Source organism: Acidimicrobiia bacterium (genome assembly GCA_029210695.1).
In the GTDB taxonomy this organism is placed as follows: domain Bacteria; phylum Actinomycetota; class Acidimicrobiia; order Spongiisociales; family JAHEDJ01; genus JAHEDJ01.
The window spans coordinates 1-12742 of record JARGFH010000040.1 but is presented as its reverse complement, the minus strand read 5'-3'; the positions used below and the strand labels follow the sequence as shown (position 1 = coordinate 12742).

18 protein-coding genes are annotated in these 12742 nt (G+C 60.0%); 15 read left to right on the top strand and 3 right to left on the bottom strand.

Annotated elements, in window-relative coordinates:
- The first annotated feature begins 1 nt into the window (after position 1).
- From P1T08_12775 to P1T08_12720, 12 genes are all read left to right on the top strand, one after another.
- Positions 2 to 385 (top strand): DUF3168 domain-containing protein, encoded by a 384-nt coding sequence (locus tag P1T08_12775; protein ID MDF1596945.1) that lies wholly within the window; start codon positions 2 to 4, stop codon positions 383 to 385.
- A 59-nt stretch (positions 386 to 444) separates the two neighbouring features.
- Positions 445 to 1008, top strand: a complete 564-nt coding sequence (locus tag P1T08_12770) for a hypothetical protein (GenBank protein ID MDF1596944.1) — start codon at positions 445 to 447, stop codon at positions 1006 to 1008.
- Positions 1008 to 1337, top strand: a complete 330-nt coding sequence (locus P1T08_12765) for a hypothetical protein (protein MDF1596943.1) — start codon at positions 1008 to 1010, stop codon at positions 1335 to 1337. Before P1T08_12770 ends, P1T08_12765 begins: the two co-directional genes overlap by 1 nt.
- Positions 1338 to 1381: 44 nt before the next feature.
- Entirely contained in the window at positions 1382 to 1708 is a 327-nt protein-coding gene (locus P1T08_12760; GenBank protein MDF1596942.1) for a hypothetical protein, read from the top strand.
- 5 nt (positions 1709 to 1713) lie between these two features.
- The gene (locus P1T08_12755) at positions 1714 to 3723 is read left to right on the top strand and encodes a hypothetical protein (protein MDF1596941.1); all 2010 of its coding nucleotides are present in this window, start codon (positions 1714 to 1716) and stop codon (positions 3721 to 3723) included.
- A complete protein-coding gene (locus tag P1T08_12750; protein ID MDF1596940.1) occupies positions 3720 to 4550 on the top strand; it encodes a phage tail family protein in 831 nt (276 codons plus the stop codon). Before P1T08_12755 ends, P1T08_12750 begins: the two co-directional genes overlap by 4 nt.
- 14 nt (positions 4551 to 4564) lie before the next feature.
- Positions 4565 to 5731 (top strand): hypothetical protein, encoded by a 1167-nt coding sequence (locus P1T08_12745; protein ID MDF1596939.1) that lies wholly within the window; start codon positions 4565 to 4567, stop codon positions 5729 to 5731.
- A gap of 266 nt (positions 5732 to 5997) precedes the next feature.
- Complete coding sequence (locus P1T08_12740; GenBank protein ID MDF1596938.1) at positions 5998 to 6831, top strand: hypothetical protein; 834 nt, start codon at positions 5998 to 6000, stop codon at positions 6829 to 6831.
- Positions 6832 to 6839: 8 nt separating this feature from the next.
- Positions 6840 to 7643, top strand: a complete 804-nt coding sequence (locus P1T08_12735; GenBank protein MDF1596937.1) for a hypothetical protein — start codon at positions 6840 to 6842, stop codon at positions 7641 to 7643.
- A 20-nt stretch (positions 7644 to 7663) separates the two neighbouring features.
- Entirely contained in the window at positions 7664 to 8533 is an 870-nt protein-coding gene (locus tag P1T08_12730) for an N-acetylmuramoyl-L-alanine amidase (GenBank protein ID MDF1596936.1), read from the top strand.
- A complete protein-coding gene (locus tag P1T08_12725) occupies positions 8530 to 8901 on the top strand; it encodes a hypothetical protein (protein MDF1596935.1) in 372 nt (123 codons plus the stop codon). The genes P1T08_12730 and P1T08_12725 overlap by 4 nt, the downstream gene beginning before the upstream one ends.
- A 149-nt stretch (positions 8902 to 9050) precedes the next feature.
- Entirely contained in the window at positions 9051 to 9260 is a 210-nt protein-coding gene (locus P1T08_12720) for a hypothetical protein (GenBank protein ID MDF1596934.1), read from the top strand.
- 78 nt (positions 9261 to 9338) lie between these two features.
- Here P1T08_12720 and P1T08_12715 read toward each other — a convergent pair whose 3' ends face one another.
- The 3 genes from P1T08_12715 to P1T08_12705 form a co-directional block, all read right to left on the bottom strand.
- Complete coding sequence (locus tag P1T08_12715; GenBank protein ID MDF1596933.1) at positions 9339 to 10100, bottom strand: hypothetical protein; 762 nt, start codon at positions 10098 to 10100, stop codon at positions 9339 to 9341.
- Between the two features lie 10 nt (positions 10101 to 10110).
- Positions 10111 to 10923, bottom strand: a complete 813-nt coding sequence (locus P1T08_12710; protein MDF1596932.1) for a tyrosine-type recombinase/integrase — start codon at positions 10921 to 10923, stop codon at positions 10111 to 10113.
- Positions 10924 to 11008: 85 nt separating this feature from the next.
- Positions 11009 to 11407 (bottom strand): helix-turn-helix transcriptional regulator, encoded by a 399-nt coding sequence (locus P1T08_12705; protein MDF1596931.1) that lies wholly within the window; start codon positions 11405 to 11407, stop codon positions 11009 to 11011.
- Positions 11408 to 11511: 104 nt separating this feature from the next.
- Between P1T08_12705 and P1T08_12700 the strand changes: the two genes are divergently transcribed.
- From P1T08_12700 to P1T08_12690, 3 genes are all read left to right on the top strand, one after another.
- Positions 11512 to 11730, top strand: coding sequence for a hypothetical protein (locus P1T08_12700; protein ID MDF1596930.1), 219 nt, complete (start codon positions 11512 to 11514; stop codon positions 11728 to 11730).
- A complete protein-coding gene (locus tag P1T08_12695) occupies positions 11727 to 11888 on the top strand; it encodes a hypothetical protein (GenBank protein MDF1596929.1) in 162 nt (53 codons plus the stop codon). Before P1T08_12700 ends, P1T08_12695 begins: the two co-directional genes overlap by 4 nt.
- A 481-nt stretch (positions 11889 to 12369) precedes the next feature.
- Positions 12370 to 12615: a hypothetical protein gene (locus tag P1T08_12690; GenBank protein MDF1596928.1), complete on the top strand. Its 246-nt coding sequence runs from the start codon at positions 12370 to 12372 to the stop codon at positions 12613 to 12615.
- Positions 12616 to 12742 lie beyond the last annotated feature (127 nt).

Below are 12742 nucleotides of genomic sequence, written 5' to 3'. Positions count from 1 at the left end.
GATGGTTGACGTTGAGGCCCTCACCGTCGCTCATCTCCTCACCGACTCGACTGTCACCACTTTGACCGGTACCCGAATCGGCACAGAAATCCCGGCCGGGCAAGCCTGGCCCAAAGTCCGGGTGTTTCGAATCAGCGGACCTTATGTGGTGGGTGATCACCTTGAACGGGCCAGCCTCCAGATCGACGTGTGGGCTGATGACAAACCGGCCGCCTGGGATGTGACGGCCGTCACCCGCAAATCAGTGTTGTCCATGTGGTCAACCTCCCACGTGTTGGGGGTGGTCACCAAGGTTGAAGAAACACTCGGACCGTCATGGTTGCCGGATCCGGAAACGGATCGGCCCCACTACATGTTCGGTGCTGCCGTGTACACCCACCCCTAGTTTCCGTCGGAAAACCCTGCCATCGAGGGCACCCAGTCGCAGAATAAAGGAGGTCCGTTGTGACCCAAACCAACGCAGAGATCGTCATCGGTGCCAACGGTGCCGCCTATGTTGCCCCGGTCGGTACCGCACTACCAACCTACATTTCCGACGCACTCAACGTCGCCTTTGTTGAGCTCGGATTTTTGACTGAGGACGGTCTCAAGTTCAAAGACGAACCGTCCCAGGCGATGATCAAGTCGTGGCAGTCACTGTATCCGACCCGCCGCACCATCGAAGGGTATGAAGCGTCGGTGGCGTTCACAATGCAACAGTGGAACAAAGGCAACGTCGAGTTCGCACTCAACGGGGTGGTGACCGAACCCGATCCGGTCGGTCATGTTGGCGAATACACGTTCACGCCAACCCGCGACGGGGTTGTCCCGGAAAAGTCGCTGATTGTCGAATGGCAGGACGGCACCAAAAACTATCGTCTGCTGATCGCCCGGGGCACCCACTCTGAAGCCGTCGAAACGGAACTGGTGAAAGGTTCCGAAGCGGGGTTGCCGATCGGGTTTGAGATCATCGAATCGGCCGGCATTTCCCCATACCTGCTACTCACCGACGACCCGGCGTTTGCCTGATGTCTCGCATTGACCTGAACAAGGCCCGCGCGGTGCGGGCCGCCCAGGCTGAAACTGACGATGACGGTCCGGTAGTCGTTCTCGACGGTCTTGAACTGGTGCTCCCCCGGGCGATCCCGGCTGCAGCCTTGGAAGCGTTCGAGGGTGGGTCTTTGACCGGGTTCCTGGCCGGTGTGATGGGTGACAGCCAATGGGCTGCTTTCAAAAAGGCTGGCGGTGACCACAAGGACATTGAAGTGCTCGTCTCCGGCTATTTGGAGGAGCTCGGCATCGATCCGGGGGAATCCTTAGCCTCTGGCGTTTCATCCGACAGCACTTCGGAGCGTTAGAGGCCGACTTCCAAGCCCATTACCGCCTGGACCTTCGCCACCTGTTGTGGAATCCGGGCGGGGTTGAACTACGTCGCCTACGTTCACTGCTGTTCGGGTTGCCGCCCGGTGCGGCCATCTACCGTGACGTGGCCGGAACCCCTCCCGATCAGCCACCATGGGGGTATACGGAAGAACTGTTGGCGGTGATCGCCGAACTCGTCCACGAAAACATTCGGGTTCTGGTCAAGGCCAACAGCAAGAAGGGGACCCGTCTACCCGACCCGTTGCGGCTGCCCAGACCGTGGACACCACCCCGCCGCCCGGCTACTGCCCATGACCTGAAACTGTTGTTCGGCGGTCGAGTGGTCTACACACCTCGAGGAGAGTAAACACAATGGGTCTTCCCGCCGGTACCGCTTTCATCAACGTCAGACCGTCTCTGACGTCACAGTTCTCATCCCAACTGACCTCGATGATTTCACCGACCATGCTCAAAGTCGGTGCGGCTGCCGGCGGTCTGCTGGCGGTGGGGATCGGCGCCGGTATCGCCGCCTTCAAAATCGGTGAAACGTTCGATGAGGCAGTCGACACGATCCGGGTTGGGACGGGTGCAACCGGTGAAGCCTTGGGTGGTCTTGAATCCGATTTCAAAGAGGTGTTCAAAGCGGTTCCAACCTCAGCCGGCGACGCGGCCACGGCAATCGCAGATTTGAACACTCGTACCGGCGCAACCGGGGAAGGGTTACAGGATCTGGCCGAAATCGAAATCGAGTTGGCCCGTATCACCGGTGGTGACCTGGCCGGTCAGATCGCTTCCACCACCCGGCTGTTCGGGGATTGGGATGTGGCTGCCGGTGATCAGGCTGCCACATTGGACAAGGTGTTTCGGGCGTCGCAAAGCACCGGGATCGGGGTGGGGAAACTGTCCGATCTGGTCGTCCAGTTCGGTTCACCACTCCGCCAAATGGGGTTTGGCCTTGACGAATCGTTGGCCCTGTTCGGCAAGTTCGAAAAGGAAGGTGTGAACACTGAAGCGGTGCTCGGTGGTATGCGGCAAGGGTTGGCCAAAATGGCCCGGGCAGGGGAAGAACCGGCCGACGCTTTAGCCCGGATCACCGACGAAATCAAAAACGCCGGCACAGTGTCTGAAGCGAACCAGTTGGCAATTGAAACGTTCGGGGCCCGGGCCGGTCCGGACATGGCAGCCGCCATTCGGGAAGGCCGGTTCGAACTTGGTGAGCTTACCGGGGTCATCGCCGGCGGGTCCGAAACGGTACTCGGCGCGGCGGCTGACACCCAGTCGTTCTCTGACAAGTGGCAGATGTTGAAGAACCGGGTTCTGGTGGCTTTGGAACCGGTCGCCACCCGTGTGTTCGATGCGATCGGGCGGGCTATGGACACCATCGGGCCGATCGTCGACAAGGTGATCGGCTGGTTCAGTGGCAGCAACGGCCTGACTTCTACGTTTGCCACAGTGCAGAAACTCACCGGTGACATATTCCCCAAAATCGGGGAAGCCATCAGTTCGGCCATGGCCACCATCCAAACCGTAGTCGAACTTGTACTCGGCGGTTTGCAAGCGTTCTGGGCGGAGTGGGGTGACATCATCCTCGGCACCGTACAGGTTGTGTGGGAGACCATCCGCGGTGTCATCGAAGGGGTGCTTGACGCTATCAGCGGCCTCTTCGACTTCTTCCGAGGACTGTTTACCGGGGACTGGCAGCTCATGTGGGATGGGATCAAACAGTTCGTGTCCGGTATTTGGGATGGAATCACCGCCATCATCGGTGGCGCCTTCAACCTGGTTTCCGGATGGATCAGCGGCTTCTGGGGCAAAATCGCCGGGGCCTGGTCCACCCTGTGGACCAACGTCAAAACCGCCGCTCGGGAAGCGTGGGACAGTCTCACAACCATCATCTCCGACCGTATCGACGACGTGTTGCAGTTCTTCAAGAACCTGCCCGGCCGGGTTGTCGCCTTCCTCGCCGATTTGGTGCAGGCCGGTCTTGACCTTGGCGCCGGTCTGATCGACGGGATCCTCGACGGGATCAAAGACATCGGAACCAAACTACTCGACTCGCTCAAACAGAAAATTGGGGGGGCGATCGACGGGATCAAATCCTTCTTCGGAATCGGATCCCCCTCCAAGGTTACTGCCGCTCTGATCGGGGCCCCTCTTGGGGAAGGAATCATCACCGGACTGTTGGGCACGTCCACCGACATTGGCAAAGCGTTCGCCACGGTAACCCGATTCAACATTCCCGACCTGGCCCTCGCCGGTGGTGGTGACCTGTCCGCTAGTGAAGGGGCCAGTCCGATCGGCCCGTTCTACATTCGATCCGAAGCCGACCCGATCGCCATCGGTCGGGAAGTCGCCTGGCAGACAAAGACGTCAGGCATATGAGCGTCTACACGTTTCGCGGTTTGACGATGGGTGACGGCACCGACGTTCTCATCGATGGGCCCCTCACCGTTGAAAGTCTCGACGTTGACATCCAAAACGACAACCTGCCCGCCTACCATGGGGCCATCCCCGGCGACTCCTACGCGGTCGGCTCATCCAACCCACTGAAGATTGTGGTAGTCGGCACGGCTTTAACTACACTCACCGACCAAGTGTTGGCCGCGTTTGCCCCGTCAGTGTCAACAGAAGACCCGTTCGTTTGGGATGACCGACTCCGCTACTGCCGGGTCAAATCACGCAAAGTGACCCGCAAAGCCGGGTCCACTGTTGTCAACGTGTTGCTGTCCGGTTCCGACCCGGCCATCTACGCAGCTGTCCTGTCGTCGGACAGTTTGGCAGTGTTCGCCACGTCCGCCGGGCTGTCCTATCCGGTCACCTACCCGAAAACGTATGGGGCGGCCGGTTCCGGTGCCGGAACTGTCGTGTCGAATAACGGCACGTGGGAAACATGGCCGACCCTGACCATCAACGGCCCTACTTCAGGTGTGCTGACCGACCCGATAATCGAGAATGTCACCACCGGCAAGACAATCGCTTTGTCGGCTGAAGGTGGAGCCCAGATTGGGGTAGGTCAACAACTGGTGATCGTCAGTCACCCCCGCATCCGATCGATCGCGTTTGCGTCGGGGGCCAGCCGCTATTTGAACCTGTTTGTCAATTCCGAGTTTTTCCCTCTGGCACCCGGTAACAACGAACTGCGGTTCAAGGGTTCCGGCGTGACAACCGACGCGTCCTGTGATGTCGAATGGCGTGACGCCTGGATTTAGTTTTGGAGGATTGAATGGCTGCCACCGCAACAATCAAAACCCGGGCTATCCAGTTGGAGTCACTACCGGCGGTGATCGACCGGCTCATCAACAGTGTCCTCCTAACTGAAGGGGTAGTCGACGTCGCCGGCCTCAGTTTCAAAGTCGCCCAAAACTTGGGTACCGACATGAACGTCAAAGTCGGATCAGGTACTGCCTACGACCGGGCTGTGGTGGCAGGTGATCTAGCCGGGCAAGGCGTCTACGTGATCGAACATCAAAACGCCAGTCAAGTGCTGGCAGTTCCGGCTTCTGACCCGACCAACCCGCGCAAAGACATTGTCATCGCCCGAATCTACGACGACACATTCGACTCGTCCGGCAACTCCTATGCAGACGTCGAACTGATCCAAGGCACCCCAGCCGCCGCCCCGACAGCCCCAACGCTCCCTGACGGGGCTTTGCTGTTGGCCACAGTTGACGTGGCAGCCGCCACCACCGCCATCGTCAACGGAAACATCACCGACAACCGGTATGAGGCACCCATCCGGGGTGAACACGTTCAAACAGTCCAGTTCACATCATCAGGCACGTTTACGAAAGCGGATTATCCGTGGCTGAAAAAGGTTCGTGTGAGGGTGCAGGGTGGCGGTGGTGCCGGTGGTGGCGCGGCAATAACGGCGGCTGGACAGTTCGCTGCTGGGGGCGGTGGCGGTGGTGGTGGATATGCCGACACCGCCACCGCCGCCAGTGCTTTGAGCGCGTCCGAGACAGTGACAGTGGGTGCCGGCGGTGTCGGTAGTGCCGGAGCGACGGGTGGAGCCGGTGGAGCGTCGTCGTTCGGCACACTTGCTATCGCGTCAGGCGGTGGCGGCGGATCTTCGGGTCCGTCGTTGGTCGGACCTGCTGCCACGTTGGGTGGTGCCGGTGGGCAAGGATCGGCGGGCGACTTCCAAACAGCGGGCGGTGGCGGCGGGTTCTCGGTGTTCGGGTTTTCGCAACTGCTTAAAAGCGGGATAGGGGGGTCGAGCCTGCTGGGTGATACAGGCACCGGCCAGTCGCAGCAAATTTCCAGTAACGGCGCCGTCGCGTCAGGGTATGGCGCAGGCGGGTCTGGAGGCGCCAACCTGGCGTCGCAGGGCACAGCCAAAGCTGGTGGCGCCGGTGGGCAAGGTATCGTCATCGTCGACTTGTACGCCTAACAACATTTGAGGAGTATGTCATCCCCCCGGCCACCCAACCGCAAAGTGCTGTCACCACTCTGGCCACCCAACCCCGCGGGGGTGGTCCAATCGGTGAAGAGTTCCCAGCAGAGATTATCCGTTACGGATGGCGTCACAACCGGCCGGGAGCATGCACGTTCCGACTGTCCCCCGACCATCCCAAAACGTCGGTCTCGAACCTTACGGCCGGAGCTCATGAGGTTGTGATCCGACGCAACAGTGAACCCGTCTGGGTTGGCCCTCTGTTGACTGTTGTCGAGAGGCAGAGCGCCAAGAAACGGTCTGTCGAGTTCGGGGCGGAAGGGTTGATGGCCTACCTGCGCAAATGGTATGTCACCTCCACCCTCTCCTTCACCGACACAGTCGACGACCAGTTTGATATTGCCTGGACGTTGATCAACCACCACCAGCAGAAAGCAGGCGGCGACTTCGGCATTGTGAAAGGGTTCACATCCGGGTCGGGACGCACCCGCACCCGCCTCTACCCAGGGTACGAACACAAAAACATCTTCGATGCTCTTGTTGAACTGGCCGACGTCAATGACGGTTTCGATTTTCAATTCCGGCCATCCGACCGGGCGTTCGTCCCCTCCTACCCGCGGCGGGGACGACGCCGCCCCGACATCATCTTCGACATTCGCAACATTCGCAGCTTCACCCGTCAAATCGACGCCACTCAACAAGCCTCACAAATACTTGGGGTAGGGGCCGGTGAAGGCGCCCCCTCCGGCTCCGGAGGGCAAGGCGGGATGCTCGCTTTCCAACTGCAAGACTCGACCGCCACCTCCACATACGGGCTCACCCAACGCCCCTACATCAACAAAGACATCACGGTTTCCACCAGTCTCCAAGATCATGTGAGGGCAGAACTAGCCGCCTGGAAAAACGTGCCTAATCTGATCGCGATCACAGTCGACACCATCGATCCACCGTTTGGGTCGTACAGTCTCGACGACGAAATTCGGGTCATCTGGCCGTCCCCCTACCAACCAGTCGACGAGTTCCAACAGGTCATTGGAATCGACATCGAATGGAAACGTGGCCGTGAACAGGCAGTCCTTTACCTGACCCCCCTCTAGGAGAACATGTGCCTGGTCCTTCCTGGTTTCCTGAAGCCAACCGACTTGCCGAACTCGATAGACGGGTCCGCACTTTGGAACTGGCCGCCCGTCTCGAGCGGGCTTCAATCGGTGCAGGTGGAATCACTGTCACCGACGGCGGGAAAATCCAGGTCCTCGATTCGTCGGGCAACGTCCTCACCGAACTCGACTCTGATGGCGTGGAAGTTTTCGAGGCGGACGGTTCGACCCTCGTCTTGATTGACGGGACGGGGATCCGACTCAACAACTCGGCGGGGACACGGCTCGCCGAGTTCACTCAAACAGGTTTGCGGTTCTACGACGCCTCCGGGAACGTGCTCGTCGAAATTGACAGTGTCAGTCTCGACATTTTCAACACGGCCGGATCAACCTTATGGTCGTCTGCCCAACTGTCATCGTTCGGGGAACGGGTCATGGCAGTCGATCCGACTCTACAAACCACCACATCGGCCAGTTACGTGACTTTGGCCCACTGGTATCCCAACTCAGACAACGTCAACGAAGTTGAAGTCACCGTTGACTGTTCGTGGGGGGACACAACAGTCGCCGACCTGCGGATCTGGGCTTGGCCCACCTACGGGTCAACAGGGGCGGGTGGTGTCATCGATACGATCACCGGTGTGACCGGACTGTTGGGAGGTGGCCTGTTCGGGGTGACCCTCAACGGCAGTCTCGCTGGACTGTGGGCAGGGTCAGGCCTTGACATCTACCTGGAAGCCCGCCGCACGTCCGGTGCCGATTTCCTCGACGTGTACCCCCGCCGTCCACTCATCGCCTCCAGAACCTTCTAAGTCGAAAGGGTGACACATCAATGGGGTTTTACCTGCTTGACCATCCCAACCTCAACGCGCCGGTTCGGGACAACGGTCTGCGTGGCTGGTACTACCCCACCCGCAGAGTCTGCCGGCATGGGATTGCAGGCCCGCATTTGGCTGTTGTGCATGTCACCACCCAACTGCCCGACTACAACCCACCCGACACCGGCGCGGAGAACGTCGCCAACTACGCAGCCACCACCACCCGCCCGGTGTCGTGGCATGACACCATCGATTCCGACAGTCATATTGAGATGCTGCCCGACGACTTCACCGGGTTTCATGTCCACGGCTACAACCGGTGTGCGGTCGGGGTGGAGATCTCCACCGACTATCTGGAATGGGCGGCCGCTCCCGACTGGTGGACCAACCAAACCCTTACTTTGCTTCGCAACCCCGGACTCCGGTGGGTGGCACTGGGGATACCACCCGTCCGGTTGACCAAAACCGAGGCTGACGCCGGCAGGTTCGGGTTCATTGATCACAGTCGCCTCGACCCTGACCGTCGGAGAGACCCGGGCCCCGATTTTCCGTGGACCCGTTTTCTCACCAGTTTGGAGGACCCTATGCTCACCCCTGTTCAGGAAGAGTTCATTGTTGAACTGTACGAACGGGTCACTACTGGTGGTGGCAACGCCCGCTCTTTGCCTTACGTGTTGGACGCCTACCGGGCTTTGGCCGGTCGGGTTGGTGTGTCCGGTGCCGACCCGACCACAGTCGCAGCCAACATTGCTTTGACCGCAGACATCAACACGTCAGATGGTGTCAACGATCAGATCGGGCAGGCCATCAACGACGCCGCCGCTGCTAAAGCACTCGCCGAACGGGCACTTCAAACCCTCGCCAAGATGAAAGCTGTCCTGTGAACTGGCTGGACCATTTTGCCACCCAGCTTGCTGCTGGTGCTGCCTTCCTGGCTGTGTTGGGGTTGGCCTGGCAGAAAGGGGTTATTCCCGCCTGGAGAGGGCTGCGCGCCCTGGTGCATGCCGCCGACCTGCTGGCCGGTATCGCTGCACACACTCGTGACCTGCCAGAGGCACTCCCAGTGCTGATGAGCATCGCAGAAGAGTTCACACCCAATGGCGGCCTCACCTTGGTCGACCGGATCACCCGCCTCGAGCTCGGGCAGGACAACATCACCCGACAGTTGGAACAGCATCTTGTCCGTGATCCGGCTTCACGCAGCCGACGATCCGACATCACCTTCGACCCACCAACCGGGACGGGCATCTGACCGGCCTGGCCGTCCTTGTCACTGCCGTTCTCCTGTTCGAAGGGGTTCTAATCGCCTACCGGCCATCCCACCGACGGAGGTTTCATACTGTGACGTTTTACCACCCTTACCAGGACCTACCCAAACCTGTCCCGAAAGGAGCCTTTCCGATGATCCGATCCGCAATCAAGACCGTGGTGGCCGCAATAGTGGCCTGGGCTGCCGCCAAAGGCATCGCCATTGATGAGGGGGCACTCACCGTCGTGTTCACCGGACTGGCAGCCGGAGTGCTCAATCTGGCGTCGAGCTGGCTTGGGAAGAAGTGGCCGGTATTTACCCGTATCTGGCCGGTACCGGAGTACGACACCACCAAGACCTGACCTAACACCCATCCTCCACAGAGAAGCCCCCCACCTGGAGGTGGGGGGCTTCTCCGCGTCCTGGAAGGCTCCTCGGGGTTAACCTTCGGTGAGGGTCCAGGCGCCGTCTGCTTCGATCTCGATAAGCAGCGCTCCGTCGTCCAATCGGACCGTCCCTTCGTACACACCGATTTCGTTGATGAGGAGATCCCGATCTGTCCCGTGGGAGAGAACAGCAAAGTTGCTTGAACCGTTGTGAGTGGCATGAAGCCGACCAGAAACGGCACCGACCAGGATCACAGCATCACCGGTGCCTGACAGGTCACCGTTGTAGACGGGGGCTGCCAGGATTGGGTTGACGAGGATTTCCCATGCTCCGGATGCTGTGATCTCCAGTTCGGCGACGAGCTCGTCTGTGTACAGGTTGACCGGTCGTGCACCCTGGTACACGCCGATTTCGTTGACGAGCAGGTCAAGCCGGCCACCGGCCTGGTCGTAGGAGAGCACGGCAATGTTGCTGGTTCCTGACGAGGAGATGTTCAGAATGGCTGGCAGGTCGTTCGGGACTTGGAGGTCGACGATGTCGTCTCCGGATCCGGACAGGGTGAACGGTTCAAAGGTGACCGGCTGGCTGGTTGTGGTGGTCGCCGGGACTGTGGTTGTTGTCTGTAATGTTGTTGTGACTGTCGGGCCGGTCGACAACACACCGGTGGTGTCGGGGCTTGTCGGCGGGCTTGTCGTAGCAGTCCCAGCCTGTGGATTGTCGTCTCCGGAGCCGGGTATCACCGCGACCAACACAATCAGCACAACCACCACCAGCAACACCTTCTGCCACCGTTTCAGGGTCCTCCACCAGTCCATCACAATCTCCTCATTCCAGATAGTCCAAAGCGAACATTACCTCTTGAAGCCGTGCCGCGGTGGTGCGGGTGTAGCCGGCTGTTGTTTCAGGTCGGGCATGCCGTGCGAACGTTTGAACTGCCCGCAGGTTCCCGGTCCGGTCGTTGGCAGTCGCCAACGCCGTATGACGAAGCACGTGTGGGCTGATCGTTCCAAGCCCGGCCTCTTCCGCGACCTGACGCACCCACGTCCAAACCGTTCCCGGCGCGACATGATCACGAGCTCCCAACCCCTCGAAAACATAGGCCGTCCCGTTCTGTCGACCGATGAGCTCCCGGCGTAACGCTGGATGCACAGGCAATGTGGCCACAACCGAACCCTTCCCCTGCACCGTATACCACTCCCGATTCCCATCGAACCGATCCCACCGCGCCTCTGCTATCTCTTCCCGACGCATCGCCAAGTACATCGCCATCAGCACGGCAGTCCCTTGTGGCCACCATCCTTGTGCGACTTGGGCGAGTCTCCGCGCTCCGTCTTCTTCGAGAGCTCGGCATACCATGTACGGTTTTGGTGGTACCCGTACGGCGCCGACTGGCGGGTCGGTCCGGCCGGTCATGGCCCAATAGCGTGTCAGTGTGGATTGTATGTGCCGCCGGGTCGAGGTGGAGTTGGGTGTGGAGTCGACATATCGGGCGAGCTCGAGTGCTGTGAGCTCGTTGATGTTGCTGCCAATGAACTTGCACCAGTCCTCGATTTGGGCGAGGCGGTAGAGGTAGATGCGGATCGTTTTGATTGAGAGTCCGTCCCTGGCCAGGTACTCGCGGAAGTCCCCATATGACATCCATAACTCTTCTCCCCGCCCAGGTGGCCGCCCCATGGTCGTTCTGTCCTTGACTCCACAACTATCGGAAAAAAACGGATTTGCTTTAGGAAACGAGGAGCACCTCTTCACGAATCTCGTCCGGCTGTTCACTTTGAGGGAACGGGAGAGCCATAGTGTTGGAGCCAGTGAAGGAGAACTCTCCCTGAGCAGGGAGTTGGTGATACCCCGGAATAGCGCGATCTGAAACAGATCGGCTTCCGGAGGCAACGCTAGCAGCGGGCCCATAGGCGTAGAAGTCAAGCGAGAGCCTTTGGATGTCCGATATGGCCATGGCGATCTCGATGGTGAGATGCTTTCGACCCGACTCGAGGGCTTGGATCATTCCACGAGTCCATCTGTCGCCGGTCGTGTTCTGCAGTGCTCTCGCCAGATCCTCTTGGCTGTGATGCATCCATAGCCGACCTGTCTTGACCCCTCTTTGTGGTGTCCAGTCGGTATCCATGTTCCATACGGTATCTCATACGCAGTGAACGCGCAACACAACACACCAGATAGTGGCGCGCACTCTGCTTGACTTTTCCGCTCGTATATACAATAATCCGCCCCATGGCACACGACCTTCGCAAAATGGTGGATCGCCTGCTCGTCAAAGATGCAGATACCACACTAGAAAGATTCCTCCGTGAATCCCGTCACAACGGCTCCTCCTACGAGTCGATGTCCCAAGATCTCCACCTCATAACCCAGGGTGCTGTGGCAGTCACTGCTTCGACCGTCCGACGTTGGTGTGCTGATCTCGAGGAGCCTTCCGAGGTGGCGTCGTGACCTGGTGGGCCCGTTTCCTCAACGCCACGACCGGCCTGTCGTTCGGGTTCCTGATCGCTGCCGTCTGGTTCGGAGACCTGCGCGCGGTTCTGCTGTTTGTTGTTCCCGCCTGGTTGTCGTTGACGGCCTGGCTTCGCCTTGATACGGAGGTTTCATGATGTCGGTTCTGCACCTATCCATACCCGTTTTTCCTTCTCGTCGTAGCGGGTCCACCGGTGTGGTACTTCCGGTGGTGGGTGCAGAACCGACGGTTTCGGGTGGGGTGGGAGTTGCCGGCCAGGCAAGTAATGGAGGTTCTCCGTCTCCCCCTGTACCGGCACCAGCGCCTGCTACCCCACCCGAAAACCTGGCGGGTCCAGCTCGTTGCCCGGTCTGTGGTGACAGCAATCGGGTTGGTGTGTTTCGTCGCACCGTGTTGGGGTTGGCATGTCTCCACTGCGCGGTCAGAAACCAGTGACACAGGCGACAAGGGTTGGGCCAAGGGGGGCCGTTTCGGGAAGTGGCGGTCTCCCAGCCCGACAACAGGCAGTCTTGGCAGGCCTCCCACCGGGTCCCCGTATCCCCGGTTCCTGCCGTGGGTCGGGGACTATACTTCCGGTCCCCGACCCACTCTTCGCAGACCTGGCCGCCCGGATTGCCATGTTGTGTGGCACATCCGCAGGGTCGGTGTCGGATGGGACCCGCACCCCGGCCGCGCTCCGGGCTCGCCGGCTGGTGGCATTCATCACCCGCCACCATCTCGAGGTGCCCCGCACTGTGGTGGCCGCCTATCTGAATGTGTCGGGCCGTCACCTGCGTCGGCTCCAAACCGAAGCCGAACAGACGGTACGGGAAGACGCAGACACGGCAGCGTTGGTGTGGCAGCTGATTTCAGGGAGGCCATAAATGATTGAGGGTTGGAAGGTGACGACACATGATTTGCGGCCCCCCGTTCGGGGTGGCCCCCCGATTTTTGACGGCACACCGGGCACCCTGCTGCCGGCTGTGACTGTTGACAGATCCGACAAAGAGT